The organism is Ruegeria sp. D3, assembly GCF_056534465.1.
This window is the reverse complement of record NZ_JBQFPK010000004.1, coordinates 293,299-310,214: the sequence shown is the minus strand read 5'-3', so window position 1 is coordinate 310,214 and position 16,916 is coordinate 293,299. Positions and strand designations below refer to the sequence as shown.

The following is a 16,916-nucleotide window of genomic DNA, read 5'->3' as shown; positions in this document are numbered from 1 at the left end:
TCTGTCGGACGGTCTAATTTGAGGTGAGCGTTATAGCAGCGCGCGCTTCAGGCTCAAGCCGAGGTCGCAACCCCAACAACGGGGCAATGCGCCCGATCAGCTCGGCAGCAACGGGCACGGCTGTCCAGCCAGCCGTGCGGCGCTTTTCGCCGTAGGCGACGATCGATGGCTCATCCAGCGTAACGATCAGCACGTATTTTGGATCATAGGCCGGAAAGATTGTCGCGAAGGTGGAAATCACCTTGTCATCATAATAGCCGCCACGTGGTTTGGGCTTATCAGCCGTGCCGGTCTTTCCCGCCACGTCATAGCCTGCAACATCGCCGAAACTGGCGGTGCCGTCGGTGACAACCTTGCGCAACATCCGCTGCGCCTGTTGCGCTGCACTGTCAGACATCACGCGCGGCCCGTATTGAGGCCCATTTTTGCGCAGGATCGTCGGGCTGACATAGTGCCCGCCATTGGCAATCGCCGCATAGCCCGCCGCCAGATGCATCGGGCTTGTCGACAGACCATGGCCATAAGAGATCGTAACCGTGCTGAGTTCGCCCCATTTCTTGGGCTTCAAAGGCTCGCCGCCCTTGGCCTCGACAATTTCAAACGGGGTCGGATCGAACATACCCAGCGAACGCAGAAAATTCTGCTGCCGTTTTGCGCCGATCTGCAGCGCCAGCCGCCCCGTTCCCCGGTTCGAGCTGTGGACGATCACATCCGCCACGCTGATCTTGCCGTAATTTTTGCCGTTGAACTCGCCAATCGGGAAGCGACCGATCCGCATCGGGCCCGACGTGTCGATGATCGTCTCGGAATTCACCAGCCCAAGCTGAACCGCCTGCGCCGCCGTGAAAATCTTGAAGACCGAGCCCAGCTCGTACACGCCCTGCACGTAGCGGTTGAACAATGGGCTGTCCGAGGGATCAAACCCCGAAGTTGGCGGGCGGGGGCGGTCATTGGGGTCAAAAGACGGCAACGAGGCTGCCGAAACGACCTCACCCGTATGGGCGTTCATAAGAACGGCCGAGGCCCCCTTGGCGTTCATGATTTTCATGCCACCATACAGAACCTGTTCGACCGCCGCCTGAACAGTCAGGTCCAAAGACAGTTGAAGAGGTTTGTTGCCGTTAGCCGGATCACGCAGATAATCGTCGAATTGCTTTTCAACGCCCGCGACACCGATTACCTCGGCGGCGCTGACGCCTTCGCGACCAAAGCCCGAGCCGCCCAGAATATGCGCGGCCAGCTTGCCGTTGGGATAAAGTCGCATCTCACGCGGGCCGAAAAGGATGCCGGGGTCGCCGATGTCATGGACGGCCTGCTTCTGCTCGGGCGAGATGCGTTTCTTGATCCACAGAAATTTACGATTGCCGGTGAAATCCTTGACCAGACGTTCTTTTTCAAGATCGGGGAAGATCGCAACCAATTGATCAGCGGCGGCTTCAGGGTCGATCATCAAGGGCGGCTGCGCATAGACCGAGTATGTGTCCAGATTGGTCGCCAGAATGCGTCCTTCACGGTCGACGATATTGGCGCGCTGCATGGCGATGGCGGCACCGGGCGCGCTGGCCAGCGGCTCTTGCGCCTCGGAGGTGGCGAGCATCCCCATGCGAAAACCAACTACCGAAAACGCACAGAAAAAGAACAGGCCCAAAACCAAAAGGCGCCCTTCAGCACGGGCGCGGGCGCGGTCTTTCATGTCTTCGTGACGCTGGCGGATATTTTCGCGCTCGATGGCTTTGGGGTTTTCGCCGCGGGCGCGGGCGTCAAGGATACGGGCTAAGGGGCGCAGCGGTGTCCGGGTCATGGGATTTGCACCTCGCCAAACGCCTGAATGTTCGTGATCGCCTGCAGTTCGATCGGATCAACGATCGGCAGATCGGGATCTTCGGCATAAGAGACCTGGTCAGCCCGCCCAAACTGTTCTGCGCGCAGAGGCAGCAGGCCCAGACGCTCGAAATTCAGGTCGGCGAGTTCACGCAACCGGTCCGGGCGGTTCAGATAGGCCCATTCTGCATTCAGAACCGCCAGCCGAACTTGCGCCATGCCGATCTCACGCTGCAGCTTCTGTGTCTCTTTAACAACCTGCTGCGTGCGGTAGTTTTCCTGATAGGCCCACAAAGCCAACCCAAATACCGAAAGCGCAGTCATCACATACAATACACTCTTCATTTTGCCCTTCCCCCAATTTGCGGCATCCCAATGGCGCGGGCCTCAATTTCCCCCGCCGGAGCCTCGGTCCGCACAGCAACACGCAACTTGGCCGAGCGCGCACGCGGATTCTCCTGCAATTCTTGATCGTCCGGCCCTACCGCCTTGCGCGTTTTCAAGGTGAATTGCGGCAAGTCCTGCGCGATTTCAGGCGCGTAACGATTGGCGCGCCCGGTCTTTCCCGAGCGCGATTGAAAGAACCGTTTGACCATACGGTCTTCAATAGAATGAAACGTCACCACTGCCAGTTGTCCGCCGGGCTTCAAAGCCCGCTCGGCGGCCATAAGACCTTGAAACAGTTCCTCATATTCCGCATTTACCGCAATTCGCAGACCCTGAAAGCTTCGCGTTGCCGGGTGCGATTGACCCGGCTTCGGGCGCGGCAGGCAGGATTCGATGATCTCAGCCAAACGCAGGGTCGTCGTGATCGCCTCCTCCCCACGCGCCTTGACGATGGCCTTGGCAATGCGGCGGCTGGCGCGCTCTTCTCCAAAGTGAAACAGGATATCAGCCAACTGCGCCTCGGACGCGGCATTGACCAGATCTGCAGCGCTTTCGCCTTCTTGGCTCATCCGCATATCCAGCGGGCCGTCCTTCATGAAGGAAAACCCACGCTCGGCCTGATCCAGCTGCATCGAGGACACGCCCAGGTCCAACACAACTCCGTCCAAATCCTGTGCATACTCATCCATGCGTGAGAACACACCGGGTTGCATCACCAATCGGTCGCCGTAGTCACCAACCCAATCCGCGACCATTTCAAAGGCCAACGGATCGCGGTCCACACCGATAACCTTCTCAGCCCCCGCCTCAAGCAAACCTTTTGTGTACCCACCGGCACCGAACGTGCCATCCAACCATACGCCCGAGACCGGAGCGACGGCCGCCAGCAATGGGCGCAGCAAAACAGGGATATGAGGTTTGTCCGAAGGGGTCAGAGCGTCGGCCATGCCGCTACGCCCCCTCGACGCCATCAAGATAGACCATCGGGTCGAAGTCATCGGGCAGATCGTCCAACCACTCTTCCGCCTTTGCCAGCTCTTCAGCCTCATAGGTCTCGGGCTTCCAAATCTGGAAAGTATCGCCGGCGGCAATAAAGAAAGCCTCGCCTTCCAGATCGATCTTGTTGCGCAGCTTGGCGGGCAGTACCAGACGACCCGTTTCATCAACGTTGGTCGGATGGGACTGACCGTGGAACATGCGTTGCAGCATCCGGCGCTGCATAGATCCGCGCGGCAAAGCATCAATCTTGGCGTCGACCTCGTCGATCGCCTCCATTGTGTAGCATTCAAGGTATTTTCGACGATGATCGCCGTAGACGATCACAAGCTCAGGGTTATCACCGGGTTGCCAGTTCGGGTCCGAAGTTTCAAGCACACGGCGAAATGAGGCCGGGATCGACACCCTGCCCTTCGTATCCACCTTGTGGTGGCTTTCACCTCTGAACCTGCGCGCCAAGACGACTGTCCCTTTCGCTTGCGCCCCACTTGAACTTCACGTTCCCCCCGGATGAAAAACGGCGGGTTGATCTGCTGCCACTGATCAACCCGCCGCATTGGCCCGCTGAGCGGGAAGTCCAGCTGCGCGCGCCACCTGGGGGGATGTCTGCTCGCCCGCGCGCCGGATCTCTTGATTGATGAAAGCGAGATGCCTGTATGAAACCTGAATTTTATTGGTTCGGGGTCGTTTGGTGCCCCATGTGCCTCGTCCTCATCGGATGAATAAGGGATGCCATGGGAATTCATGGAAATCAAATAAAAAATTCAGGCATACCATCACGGAAGGCCCAATATAAGGAGGAATTCAATAGACGCAAACAGGAAAAGTGTACCACAAAAAGTATTCAGATCGCGTTTTGCCACGACATATAGATAAATATGAGCTGAACCCACCATGTCCCACGATTTCCCAACTTTTTACCCTAAAGCGCGGATTCTTGGGTAATCGCCATTCAAACACACCCTAAAAACCGCGAATCAGCGTCTGAAAACGAGCTGATTATCATCGTCTGCAGAAAGACCCATGGTTTCCCATTTACCCCTCCCCCAAAAGATTCTTCTCTTTTTCAATGAGCGAGGGCGCTCTCAAAGCGCACAAATTTCAGGAAATAGCGATGAAAGTTGGGGCAAACTTAATGCGTAAGAAATCAAGGTGACACTTGTGGCGAAAACTGTAAATCGTGAAAACCCTTATTTTTAAGGCACTTTTGGCGGATATCTTACAACGCTTTGATATCTATGCACTTGCCGCATAGCAGCATTGACGACGTGAGCTATTGTGCAATCGCAGCATTCGCCTATCTTCAGTCTCAAGCAAACGCCGGAACGATCCGGCAGCAACGAGACATATCGGGTTAAGCAAATGGCAGCAGTAACACACCAGACCGCGCTCAAAGGCGCACCGGCAACCGGCCTGGCTTCTCTGATTGAAGCCGCAAAAACCCGGTACGCCCGTTATCGCATCTATCGTCAGACGGTCAACGAACTGTCTGATCTGTCGAACCGCGAGCTGGCCGATCTGGGCCTGCACCGGTCGATGATCCGCCGCCTTGCACTGCAAGCGGCCGAAGAATACGTCGCGCGTTAAGCGCAACACGACATACCGAGATCAGGTCCTTCCTCCTCCCTTTAGGACCTGTATTTCAGCGGCGGCATCTCTCCTCCTCCCTGATGCCGCCGCAGATTATACCGGCCCTGAATGCCGGAACGTGACACACCGGGTTCTCCTCCTCCCTTTCTCGGTGTTGAAAGCGCGCGGCGACGTCTCCTCCTCCCTGACGTCGCCGCGTCTTACAGATACCGGGATCAGACCCGGAAACAGATACATCGGGGCTCTCCTCCTCCCTGTCTCGATGTTGCAAGAGCGCGGCGACACCTCTCCTCCTCCCTGGTGTCGCCGCGACTTTGACATACCGGGATCAAACCCGGGTTCGGATACATCGGGGCTCTCCTCCTCCCTGCCTTGATGTTGCAAAGAACGGCGGTTTCCTCTCCTCCTCCCTGGAAACCGCCGTTTTTCTTTATCAGTCAGAAATTGTAAGCTTATGGGGACGCGCTGTTTCGGAGTGTTCCATGCCTGCTTATTTCATCGCCCAGATTTCCATTCACGACCCCGAAGGTTATCAAGGCTACCTTCAGGGTTTCCTGGAGATATTCGACCGCCACGGCGGGCGATTGCTGACCGTTTCGTCAAAACCGGTCGAAGTGATCGAAGGAGAATGGGAAAAGGACGGCATTGTCCTGATGGAGTTTCCCAGCATGGAGGCCGCCGAGGCGTGGAAAAACGACCCGGACTATGTGGCGCTGGCAAAGATCAGGCAGAACACAGCGTCGACAAATCTGGTGCTTGTTGATGGGTTGTGACCTTTAAAACGGCACGTCATCCTTGGCCGACAGAAAGCGCGAGACGACTTTCTTTACCCCGGCCTTGTCAAAATCAACCTCGACCTTGTCACCTTCGATGTCGATCACGGCGCCATATCCGAATTTCTGGTGAAACACCCGCTCGCCCAGCGTGAAACTGGCCACCGCGGTTGCATCGATCACAGTGTTGCGGCTTTCGCGGGGCTGCGACATCCCATACTGCCCCTGCCGTGCCTGCATACGCTTCCAGCCCGGCGAGTTGTAGACATTCGCCTCTGCCGCGCGGGTTTCGATACTGGCCGCCACCTGCCCGCCACCATAAAGGCCCGGAGGTGTCAGCACCTCCACATGATCTTCAGGCAATTCGTCGATAAACCGCGACGGCATCGAGTTCTGCCACTGCCCAAAGACACGCCGGTTGGCGGCAAAGGAAATCGTACACACCTCTTCCGCGCGAGTGATGCCCACATAGGCCAGCCGCCGTTCTTCCTCCAAACCCTTGAGGCCGGATTCGTCCATCGACCGCTGCGAGGGGAACAGACCATCCTCCCATCCTGGCAGGAACACGGCAGGGAACTCCAACCCCTTGGCCGCGTGCAGCGTCATGATCGAGACTTTGGCCCCGTCGCCGTCCTGCTCATTGTCCATGACCAAACTGACATGTTCCAAGAACCCCTGCAGGTTCTCGAAATTATCCAACTGGTTGACCAGTTCCTTGAGGTTTTCCAACCGCCCCGGCGCCTCGGGCGTCTTTTCATTCTGCCAGTGGGACGTATAGCCGGATTCATCCAGAATGATCTGCGCCAGTTCGATATGCGACACTTCAGGCTCACCAAACCGCAGCGGCGCGCCGTCGTCGATGACCGTATCATCCTCGACCTCGATCCGCGGCCCGCGCGTCATCGCATTCCAGCGCGCCAGCCCCTCGATCAGCTCACGCAAAGCCTTGCCGCCTTTGCCCTTGATCAGCCCATTGTCGACCGCAATCCGTGCCCCATCGACCAGCGACACGCCATTTTCGCGTGCGGTCATTTGGATCGTCTGTTGCGCCTTGTCGCCCAAACCGCGCTTGGGCGTATTCACAATCCGCTCGAACGCCAGATCGTCTCCGGGACTGACCACCAACCGGAAATAGGCCATGGCATCGCGGATCTCCATCCGCTCATAGAATCTAGGCCCGCCGATCACCTTATATGGTAGACCGATGGTCAGAAACCGATCCTCAAACGCGCGCATCTGGTGCGAGGCACGAACAAGAATCGCGATCTCATCCAGGTTCATCGGACGAATCCCGCGCGTGCCGCCCTGCAGCGCGTCGATTTCTTCACCGATCCAGCGGGCCTCTTCCTCGCCATCCCAATGGCCGATCAGGTTGACCTTGTGGCCGTCTTCGGCATCCGTCCACAGCTCTTTGCCCAGACGGTTTTCATTGCCGCGAATGACGTTCGACGCAGCCGCCAGAATATGCGGGGTCGAGCGGTAATTCTGCTCCAACCGCACCACAAACGCGCCAGGGAAATCCTTTTCGAACCGCAGGATATTGCCCACCTCGGCCCCGCGCCAGCCATAGATCGACTGATCATCATCGCCCACGCAGCAAATGTTCTTATGCGCCCCGGCCAGCAGCCGCAGCCACAGGTATTGGGCGACGTTGGTATCCTGATACTCGTCCACCAAAATGTAGCGGAACCAACGTTGATATTGCTGCAACACATCCTCGTGCTGCTGTAAGATCGTGACCATGTGCAACAGCAGATCGCCGAAATCGACGGCGTTCAGCTCGCGCAGGCGGGTCTGGTATTGGGCATAAAGCTCAATACCCTTGCTGTTATACGCCCCCGCATCGGCGGCGGGCACCTTGTCGGGCGTCAGCGCGCGGTTCTTCCAGTCGTCGATGATCCCGGCCAACATTCGCGGGGGCCAGCGTTTCTCGTCAATATTCGCCAGTTTGATCAACTGCTTGAGCAGGCGCAGCTGATCATCCGTGTCCAGAATGGTGAAGTTCGATTTCAAACCCACCAGTTCCGCATGGCGGCGCAGAAGCTTGACGCAGATCGAATGGAACGTGCCCAGCCACGGCATCCCCTCGGCCGGTTGGCCCAAAAGGCGACCCACGCGATCACGCATCTCGCGCGCGGCTTTGTTGGTGAATGTCACGGCCAGAATCTCGTTCGGCCGCGCCTGCCCCTTGGTCAGAAGATGCGCAATCCGCGCCGTGAGTGCCTTAGTTTTGCCGGTCCCCGCCCCAGCCAACATCAGAACCGGCCCATCCAGACGCTCAACCGCTTCGCGCTGCGCCGGGTTCAGTTCATCAAGATAAGGTGCGGGGCGCGCAACCATGGCGCGCTGGGACAGGGATGCGCCTTCAAAGGCGTCCATTTCATCGAAACTGCTCATCGTGCCAAACTACGCCGAATAAGGCCAGAGGGAAAGGGTTTGTTCACCCCTTGTTCGCCAAGAATTACCGTTTGAACTAGAAGCAATTCTATTCAACAGCTCTGCAGTTTGCCGGCCCGCGTTAACCTTTGCTCAAAAAGCGCACCCGATAGTGAATTCAAAGCTGTGGGAGCGCGATCATGGAACAAAAACTTAAACCAGGCTGGTCATATCGGCTGAAATTGGCGGCCATTGTGCTGACGCTTTTGTCCCTGACCGCGTTTTCTGGCTGGGGAATATACGCTGTTCCTGCTCCTGTCGTGGACCGTATGCTTGAAGCGGACCTGAGAAAAGAAGCTACGCAGCTCGGCAAACAAGTGACATCGCACCTGAAGGATGTTCATGCCACGTTCCAAACAGGTTTCGTCGGCGGCCATGATCAGGAGTTTCTTGAGCTTTTGCCTGCAACATCCGACATCTATCGTTTCAAACTGTTCAACGCAGATGGTCGCGTCTTCTGGTCTTCACGGTCCTCCGACCTAGGGTCAGTGAACTCCAAACCGTACTTTGACACCGTAATCAAACAGGGCAATATCTACTATAAACACGAAGAAAAACCTTTGTCCGAGGTCGAGGATTTCGATGGCGACGCTATTCACGCCTCGGGCCCGCAAACACGCCACGTTGCCGAAATCTACACTCCGATCATTCGAGACGGTCGTTTTCTGGGCGCGATTGAGTTCTATTCGGACATTACAGATGTCAGGAACCTGTTCATAGATCGCGTGCGACTGTCTCTGTTTATTCTTAGCACTGTTGCCCTTCTTGCGTTCAGTGTCGTGACATTGGTCGTGTTCCGCTCTAACCGCCGTCAGGTTCTAAGCCTTCGCGGGCGCGCAGCCAAGGAACGTGAGCTTATGGACGAACAACTGCGTTTGGCCCGAGAAGTCCGTTTGCTGGGCGAGTTGAATGAATGGCTGCAATCCAGCCGGTCTCTGGACGAGCTGTTCGACATGGTCTCGCGTTTTATGACCCACATCCTGCCCGAGTCAGAGGGCAGTGTGTATGTATACTCGAACTCACGCGATGTGCTGGATGGGTGTGCCAGTTGGAATGGTGGCACGCATAAGTCTCACATCCACCCCGAAGGATGCTGGGGCCTGCGTCGGGGGCGAACCTATGAATTCGGTGCGTCCGAGATTGACTTTGTATGTGAACATGCCGAGCCCCATGATGGCCGTCCTTACTTCTGCTTCCCGATTCTGGCCCACGGCGAAACGGTTGGTCTGCTGCATCTGCGGGCGCTGGAAGGTCGCGACAAGTGCTTTCACAAAAGCCGCAAACTGGCGCAGCTATGTGCAGAGCAAATCAGCATGGCAATCGCCAACGTTCGGATGCGCGACCAGTTGCATGACCAGTCAGTGCGGGACCCGCTGACCGGCTTGTTCAACCGGCGCCATATGACCGAGACGTTGCGCAAGTCCATTAGCCGCAGCCAGCAAACAGGCGCTCCGCTCAGCCTGATTGCAGTGGACGTGGATCATTTCAAAAAGTTCAACGACACTCATGGCCATGACGCCGGAGATATGGTTTTGCGTTCCGTTGGATCGGCGTTGGAACAAGGGTGTGACAGGGATGAGATCGCCTGCAGGATCGGCGGGGAAGAGTTCATGCTGATCCTGCCCGACAATACTCCGGAAGATGCCATGACCCGAGCTGAACAGCTGCGCCAGGCGGTTGAGGGTATTACCGTGCGGTACGGTGAAAAATCGCTGCCCCGCATAACGATTTCTGTGGGTGTCGCCAATTATCCAGCGCATGGAACCATGCCGCAAGATCTTATGCGATCGGCAGATGATGCGCTGTATGAGGCCAAGGACAAGGGCCGCAATCAGGTTCAGGTTGCCGGAAAGGTTGATCCGAGCTCTGGGCGCGGGGATCAGACTGGCGTTACAACACCTTCCATCGCCAAAATTAGCGCAAAGTCCTAAATTTCTTGCCGAATCAGACGCCAACCACGATCAATCCGTATGGATTTGCACAGCAGATACCCCAGCATCGAAGATCTGAAGCGTCGGGCCAAAACCAGAATCCCCCATTTCGTGTGGGAATACCTGGACAGCGGTACCGGAGTCGAAGCGACTCTGAACCGAAACCGCGCCGCCCTGGATCGTATTCGCTTTTTGCCCTCAATCCTGCACGGAACGATATCTTGCGACACCGGCACCGATTTTTTGGGGAAACGTTACCCGCTCCCGTTTGGTGTAGCTCCGATCGGAATGGCGGGCTTGATCTGGCCCGACGCCGAGGGGGTTTTGGCACGGGCCTGCGCGGCGGCAAGCCTGCCTTTCACCCTGTCAAACGTTGCGACCCAAAGCCCCGAAGACCTGGACGGCCACATCGGGGATGACGCGTGGTTTCAACTCTACCCCCCAAAGGACCCAGACATCCGCATGGATTTGCTCAACCGGGTCAAAGCTGCCGGATTTTCCACGCTGGTAATGACTGCGGACGTGCCGGTGGCGTCTCGACGGGAAAGACAAATCCGTTCGGGGCTTACGAACCCACCCAGGCTGACCCCCCGCTTGCTGGCACAAATCATGCAGCGGCCTGCATGGGCCCTTGCCATGGCGCGTAGTGGGCCACCGCGGATGCGCACATTGGACAAATACACCGACGATTCAAGCAATCTCCCTCCGACAGCGCATGTTGGGTATCTACTGCGTACGTCGCCGGACATGGACTATGTCAGATGGCTGCGCGATGCGTGGGATGGTCCTTTCATAGTTAAAGGGGTCATGCGTGCCGAGGATGCTGAACCGCTGAAACAGGCGGGTGTCGACGCCTTGTGGATATCCAATCACGGTGGTCGACAGTTCGACGCCGCCCCCGCAAGTATCGAGGCGCTACCAGCCATTCGTGCCGCGACAGATCTGCCACTGATACTCGATAGCGGCATCGAAGGGGGGCTGGATATTCTGCGCGCGAAAGCACTGGGCGCAGATTTGGTCATGCTTGGGCGTGGTTTCATGTATGCTCTCGCAGCCCTAGGCGTCGATGGCCCTGACCATGCGATAGACATTCTGCGGCAGGATCTGCTGGCGAATATGGGTCAGCTAGGGGCAGAATCTCTAGATCACTTGCCACCTGCGATATCTCAGATTGATGCTGCGGCGCGGCACGTGTAATACGTTAGCGCCAACATAGGGCGTTTGCGAGCGTTAACATGCCGGTTCTACCCAGAACGACTGATATACGTGCGCGTATTGTCCGCTTATGAACACGGCCAAACCATAAAGACCGGGACCGCAAATGACCGACTTCAACAAGATCCTGATCGCCAACCGCGGCGAGATTGCCATTCGCGTGATGCGCGCAGCCAATGAGATGGGCAAACGCACCGTCGCTGTCTTCGCCGAAGAGGACAAGCTGGGCCTGCACCGTTTTAAGGCGGATGAGGCGTATCGCATTGGCGAAGGCATGGGCCCGGTGGCTGCATATCTTTCGATAGATGAAATCATCCGCGTCGCCAAGGAATGCGGCGCAGACGCGATCCACCCGGGTTACGGCCTGCTGTCGGAAAACCCCGATTTCGTGGATGCCTGTGTGCAGAACGGCATAACCTTCATCGGACCGAAAGCTGAAACCATGCGCGCCCTTGGCGACAAGGCCAGCGCCCGCCGCGTTGCGATTGCAGCTGGCGTTCCGGTCATTCCGGCAACCGAGGTTCTGGGCGATGACATGGACGCGATCCGCGCAGAGGCCGCCGAGATCGGTTACCCGCTGATGCTGAAGGCCAGCTGGGGCGGAGGCGGACGCGGGATGCGCCCGATCGAATCCGAGGCACAGCTGGAAGAAAAGGTACTGGAAGGCCGCCGCGAGGCCGAGGCCGCTTTTGGCAATGGAGAAGGCTATCTGGAAAAGATGATCACCCGTGCCCGACATGTCGAGGTGCAGATTCTGGGCGACAAGCACGGTGAGATTTACCACCTGTACGAACGCGACTGCTCGGTTCAGCGCCGGAACCAGAAGGTCGTGGAACGCGCCCCTGCCCCTTATCTGTCTGACGAACAGCGCGCGGAAATCTGTGAACTCGGCCGCAAAATCTGCGCCCACGTTAATTATGAATGCGCGGGCACGGTCGAATTCCTGATGGATATGGAAACCGGCAAGTTCTACTTCATCGAGGTGAACCCCCGCGTACAGGTCGAACATACCGTCACCGAAGAGGTCACGGGCATCGACATCGTGCAGGCGCAAATCCTGATCGCCGAGGGCAAAACCCTGGCCGAAGCAACTGGTGCTGCCAGCCAGTCCGACGTGCGTCTGAACGGTCACGCGCTGCAGACGCGGATCACGACCGAAGATCCGCAGAACAATTTTATCCCCGATTATGGCCGCATCACCGCCTATCGCTCGGCCACCGGAATGGGCATTCGTCTGGATGGCGGCACGGCCTATGCGGGCGGGGTGATCACGCGTTATTACGACTCGTTGCTGACCAAGGTCACGGCCAAGGCGCCCACGCCTGAGGCTGCGATTGCGCGGATGGACCGGGCGCTGCGCGAGTTCCGTATTCGCGGTGTCAGTACCAATATCGACTTTGTTATCAACCTGCTGAAGCACCCGACCTTCCTGTCGAACGAATACACCACCAAGTTCATCGACACGACGCCGGACCTGTTTGCCTTCAAGCGGCGCCGCGACCGGGGCACCAAAGTTCTGACCTATATCGCGGATATTACCGTGAACGGGCACCCCGAGACCAAGGACCGTCCCGAACCCCGCGCCGACCTGAAAGAGGCCAAGCCCCCCGCGTTGAAGGGGGAACCCCAGATGGGCACCCGCAACCTGCTGGAACAGAAAGGTCCGCAGGCTGTTGCCGACTGGATGAAAGCGCAGCGCCAGCTGCTGATCACCGACACCACCATGCGTGACGGGCATCAGTCGCTGTTGGCCACCCGGATGCGCTCGATCGACATGATCAAGGTGGCACCGACCTATGCGGCCAACCTGCCGCAGCTGTTCAGCGTCGAATGCTGGGGCGGTGCGACCTTTGATGTGGCCTATCGGTTCCTGCAGGAATGCCCGTGGCAGCGTCTGCGTGACCTGCGCGAAGCGATGCCGAACCTGATGACTCAAATGTTGCTGCGCGGTGCGAACGGGGTTGGCTATACCAATTACCCCGACAACGTGGTGCAGGAATTCGTCCGTCAGGCTTCGCAGAATATCGATGTGTTCCGGGTGTTTGACTCGCTGAACTGGGTCGAGAACATGCGCGTGGCCATGGATGCTGTCGTTGAAAACGGCAAAATCTGTGAGGGCACCGTTTGTTATACCGGTGATATTCTGGACCCGGATCGCGCCAAATATGACCTGAAATACTATGTCGGCATGGCGAAAGAGCTGCGCGACGCGGGGGCGCATGTTCTGGGCCTGAAAGACATGGCTGGTTTGTTGAAGCCGGCCTCGGCCAAGATCTTGATCCGCGCGTTGAAGGAAGAGGTCGGACTGCCGATCCACTTCCACACGCACGACACCGCGGGCATCGCCAGCGCCACCATTCTGGCCGCGTCCGAGGCGGGCGTGGACGCGGTGGATTGCGCGATGGACAGCTTTTCGGGCAACACTTCTCAGGCGACGCTGGGCACCGTGGTCGAGGCGCTGCGCCACACAGAGCGTGACACCGGGTTGGACATCAAGGCCATCCGCGAGATCAGTGACTACTTCGAAGCAGTTCGTGGCCAATACGCGGCCTTTGAATCCAGCCTGCAGGCTCCGGCCTCGGAAGTCTATCTGCACGAAATGCCCGGCGGTCAGTTCACCAACCTCAAGGCGCAGGCGCGCAGCTTGGGGCTGGAGGAACGCTGGCATGAGGTCGCTCAGATGTATGCCGACGTGAACCAGATGTTCGGCGATATCGTCAAGGTGACACCATCGTCCAAGGTGGTTGGTGACATGGCGCTAATGATGGTCAGCCAGGGCCTGACCCGCGATGACGTGGAAAGCCCGGATACGGATGTGGCCTTCCCTGATTCAGTCGTGGATATGATGCGCGGCAACCTGGGCCAGCCTCCGGGCGGGTTCCCAGACACTATCATCCAGAAGGTCCTCAAGGACGAGGCCCCTAATACGGACCGCCCCGGCAAGGACGTGCCTGCCGTCGATCTTGAAGCCACCCGCGCCGAGCTGTCGAAGCAACTGGAAGGCAAAGAGGTCGATGACGAGGATCTGAACGGGTATCTGATGTATCCCAAGGTCTTCCTGGATTATATGGGCCGCCACCGTACCTATGGTCCGGTTCGTACCCTGCCCACGCGCACATTTTTCTATGGAATGGAACCGGGCGAAGAAATCACGGCCGAGATCGACCCCGGCAAGACGTTGGAAATTCGGTGTCAGGCTATTGGTGAGACCGACGAAAAAGGTGAAGTGAAGGTCTTTTTTGAACTCAACGGCCAACCGCGTGTAATTCGAGTGCCGAACCGTCTTGTCACGTCGTCGACACAGACGCGCCCCAAGGCTGAAACCGGCAACCCCGGCCACATCGGTGCACCAATGCCCGGCGTCGTCGCAACCGTTTCCGTTACTGCCGGACAAGAGGTGAAGGAAGGCGACCTGTTGCTGACCATCGAAGCCATGAAGATGGAAACTGGCATCCACGCAGAGCGTGACGCGACCGTTAAGGCGATCCACGTGCAGCCCGGCGGCCAGATTGACGCTAAGGACCTACTGGTCGAACTTGAGTGAACGATCTAGTTTAATTCCCAACCTTCGGGCCGCTCGGACATCCGGGCGGCCCGTCGCTTTGCAATCGGAAGGGAAAACATGCTGTCTATCACACCTATCTACGCTGCGCTGCTGGCGATCATCTACGTTGCTCTCAGCGGCTGGGTCATTAGTACCCGCCGGAGCCAAAAGATCTCGTATGGCGACTCGGGCAACGGCGAGATGCTTAAAGCGGTACGAACCCATTCCAACTTTGCAGAATATGCTCCGTTTGGGTTGCTGCTGATCGCTATGGTCGAGCTTCAGGGGGCGAGCGGCCTGTTGGTCAATCTGTTGGGGCTGTGTTTGCTGGCTGGGCGCATGCTGCATGCCTATGGATTCGGCAAGACGCCTCAGATCGTTATCCTACGCCAACTCGGTATGGTTTTGACGTTCACAGCCCTTCTGGTGGCGGCTATCTCGAATCTGATATTGGCCTTTTGATCACCGCAACACGGGTCAGCCGGTCAAAACGCGTGTTTCAACCCTAGGCAATTGCCCGAGGTCAGGCTCGGCCTTTCCAAGCCTGTCCTCGTCCCGCACACTCAGTGCGCAGCTTAAAACGATCAAACCGGCCAATAGAGCCGTCTTTATGTCTGCCACCCGCTTCATTTCCTCGTTTCCATCCTTGTTGTTTTACGTTGCTCTATGTCTTGAACACTTCAGCAGCGCATTTCCGTCGAAATATTTTTGCGCCTTTTTGTGCTTTTCCGCTTGCAGCCCTGCGCGGGAATTTATACATCCCTCCTCACTCAACGGCGCGGGCGTAGCTCAGGGGTAGAGCATAACCTTGCCAAGGTTAGGGTCGGGCGTTCGAATCGCCTCGCCCGCTCCATTGAGAGGTCTTCGGACCAACATAGTATCTGATGCGGGCGTAGCTCAGGGGTAGAGCATAACCTTGCCAAGGTTAGGGTCGGGCGTTCGAATCGCCTCGCCCGCTCCAGATACCAAATTCTTGAAACTTTTCTGGCCACCTGCCGATTGTTGCGCCATTCTGTTGGCGTTGTAGGTGTTATCGTTACAAGTTTCAGGATTTTAACATGTCAGGATATAGTATCAGGTCACTGACCGCCGATGAATTGCAACACGCCGTTGACTGGGCCGGCCGCGAAGGGTGGAACCCCGGCGTGCACGACGCTCAGTGTTTTCGCCCAACAGACCCAAATGGATTTCTGGGCGGCTTTCTGGATGGTGAGATGATCGCGTCGGTCTCGGCCGTGAACTATGACGACGCTTTTTCATTCCTTGGCTTTTACATTGTTCGGCCCGAATTTCGACATCACGGCCACGGTCTCGAGATAGCCAGACACGCACTTGCCCATTGTGAAGGCCGCAACATGGGGCTGGATGGCGTGGTCGAGCAACAGGATAATTACCGGAAATCAGGGTTCACCTTTGCCTACAACAATTTCCGCTTCGGCGCCCCCGTTCGACAGGTCTTGCCCAAACTAGGTCAAGTTCTGGGCAATGGAGTTGCGCCCATAAAGACAGCCACCGACGCCCTTAAAGCCTACGACCGACAGCTATTCCCGGCAGCGCGGGACGCATTTTTGCAAAGCTGGCTAAGCGCCTACTCCCACATCTCACGCGTCTACACCGAAAATGGTCAGATCAGAGGATATGCCACCCTTCGCCCCTGCAAAACGGGGTACAAAGTCGGCCCGCTTTTTGCCGATGACGCCGCAATTGCTCAGGCGCTTTTGGCCAGTTTGCTCGCCGCTATTCCCGTAGATCATCGCGATCACGATGTCTTTGTCGACATGCCCCAGCCCAACGATGCTGCTATCGCGATGGCGCAGCAGTTGGAGTTAAAGAAAGTGTTCGAAACAGCGCGCATGTATTCCGATCATGAACCGGACATCGACCTGAGTCGGGTTTTCGGGGTAACTACGTTTGAGTTGGGTTAGAACGCCTTGAACGTCATCGTGGTCAGCGATCTTTCGATATCAGGAATCACCAGCAAGTTTTCGTTGATGAAATGACCCACATCTTCAGTTTCCGGGATATAGAGCTTTAGCAGCAGGTCGTATTCACCACTGGTCGAATAAAGCTCGGAATGAATTTCGCGCAGGGCGATGTCTTCGGCCACCTTATAGGTGGTGCCGGGTTTGCAGCGGATCTGGATAAAAACGCAGATGGACATGGGCCGGGCCTTATTGGTTCGTGTTGGTCGCAAGCTGGCACGAGGCGCGTCGGGGTGCAATC

13 protein-coding genes and 2 tRNA genes are annotated in these 16,916 nt (G+C 57.3%); 9 read left to right on the top strand and 6 right to left on the bottom strand.

The window, feature by feature from the left end:
• Positions 1-13: 13 nt before the first annotated feature.
• From ACR0DX_RS08480 to mraZ, 4 genes are read right to left on the bottom strand one after another with little or no spacing between them, the layout of a single operon-like run.
• Positions 14-1,801, bottom strand: coding sequence for a peptidoglycan D,D-transpeptidase FtsI family protein (locus tag ACR0DX_RS08480; protein ID WP_170724334.1), 1,788 nt, complete (start codon positions 1,799-1,801; stop codon positions 14-16).
• On the bottom strand, positions 1,798-2,166 hold the full coding sequence (gene ftsL, locus ACR0DX_RS08475) for a cell division protein FtsL (RefSeq protein WP_170352546.1): 369 nt from the start codon (positions 2,164-2,166) through the stop codon (positions 1,798-1,800). The genes ACR0DX_RS08480 and ftsL overlap by 4 nt, the downstream gene beginning before the upstream one ends.
• On the bottom strand, positions 2,163-3,155 hold the full coding sequence (rsmH, locus tag ACR0DX_RS08470; protein ID WP_480845771.1) for a 16S rRNA (cytosine(1402)-N(4))-methyltransferase RsmH: 993 nt from the start codon (positions 3,153-3,155) through the stop codon (positions 2,163-2,165). The genes ftsL and rsmH overlap by 4 nt, the downstream gene beginning before the upstream one ends.
• 4 nt (positions 3,156-3,159) lie before the next feature.
• Positions 3,160-3,663, bottom strand: a complete 504-nt coding sequence (gene mraZ / locus ACR0DX_RS08465; protein ID WP_170352544.1) for a division/cell wall cluster transcriptional repressor MraZ — start codon at positions 3,661-3,663, stop codon at positions 3,160-3,162.
• Positions 3,664-4,566: 903 nt separating this feature from the next.
• On the opposite strand from mraZ, the gene ACR0DX_RS08460 reads away from it, so the two are divergent.
• Positions 4,567-4,791 (top strand): DUF1127 domain-containing protein, encoded by a 225-nt coding sequence (locus tag ACR0DX_RS08460; protein WP_170352543.1) that lies wholly within the window; start codon positions 4,567-4,569, stop codon positions 4,789-4,791.
• A 485-nt stretch (positions 4,792-5,276) separates the two neighbouring features.
• The gene (locus ACR0DX_RS08455; protein ID WP_170352542.1) at positions 5,277-5,567 is read left to right on the top strand and encodes a DUF1330 domain-containing protein; all 291 of its coding nucleotides are present in this window, start codon (positions 5,277-5,279) and stop codon (positions 5,565-5,567) included.
• 3 nt (positions 5,568-5,570) lie between these two features.
• Here the strand turns inward: ACR0DX_RS08455 and ACR0DX_RS08450 are convergent, their stop codons facing one another.
• Entirely contained in the window at positions 5,571-7,964 is a 2,394-nt protein-coding gene (locus tag ACR0DX_RS08450) for an ATP-dependent helicase (RefSeq protein WP_480845768.1), read from the bottom strand.
• Positions 7,965-8,143: 179 nt separating this feature from the next.
• Between ACR0DX_RS08450 and ACR0DX_RS08445 the strand changes: the two genes are divergently transcribed.
• From ACR0DX_RS08445 to ACR0DX_RS08415, 7 genes are all read left to right on the top strand, one after another.
• The gene (locus tag ACR0DX_RS08445; protein WP_480845766.1) at positions 8,144-9,934 is read left to right on the top strand and encodes a sensor domain-containing diguanylate cyclase; all 1,791 of its coding nucleotides are present in this window, start codon (positions 8,144-8,146) and stop codon (positions 9,932-9,934) included.
• Positions 9,935-9,973: 39 nt separating this feature from the next.
• A complete protein-coding gene (locus tag ACR0DX_RS08440; RefSeq protein ID WP_480845764.1) occupies positions 9,974-11,131 on the top strand; it encodes an alpha-hydroxy acid oxidase in 1,158 nt (385 codons plus the stop codon).
• A 124-nt stretch (positions 11,132-11,255) separates the two neighbouring features.
• Positions 11,256-14,693 carry a pyruvate carboxylase gene (locus ACR0DX_RS08435; protein WP_480845762.1) on the top strand — a complete coding sequence of 1,146 codons (3,438 nt, stop codon included), beginning with the start codon at positions 11,256-11,258 and terminating at the stop codon, positions 14,691-14,693.
• 78 nt (positions 14,694-14,771) lie between these two features.
• Positions 14,772-15,155 carry an MAPEG family protein gene (locus ACR0DX_RS08430; RefSeq protein WP_170352538.1) on the top strand — a complete coding sequence of 128 codons (384 nt, stop codon included), beginning with the start codon at positions 14,772-14,774 and terminating at the stop codon, positions 15,153-15,155.
• 316 nt (positions 15,156-15,471) lie between these two features.
• Positions 15,472-15,546 (top strand) — tRNA-Gly (locus tag ACR0DX_RS08425).
• 33 nt (positions 15,547-15,579) lie between these two features.
• Positions 15,580-15,654 (top strand) — tRNA-Gly (locus ACR0DX_RS08420).
• A gap of 97 nt (positions 15,655-15,751) precedes the next feature.
• Positions 15,752-16,618: a GNAT family N-acetyltransferase gene (locus ACR0DX_RS08415; RefSeq protein ID WP_170352537.1), complete on the top strand. Its 867-nt coding sequence runs from the start codon at positions 15,752-15,754 to the stop codon at positions 16,616-16,618.
• Here the strand turns inward: ACR0DX_RS08415 and ACR0DX_RS08410 are convergent.
• Entirely contained in the window at positions 16,615-16,854 is a 240-nt protein-coding gene (locus ACR0DX_RS08410; RefSeq protein WP_170352536.1) for an Lrp/AsnC ligand binding domain-containing protein, read from the bottom strand. The genes ACR0DX_RS08415 and ACR0DX_RS08410 overlap by 4 nt on opposite strands.
• Positions 16,855-16,916 lie beyond the last annotated feature (62 nt).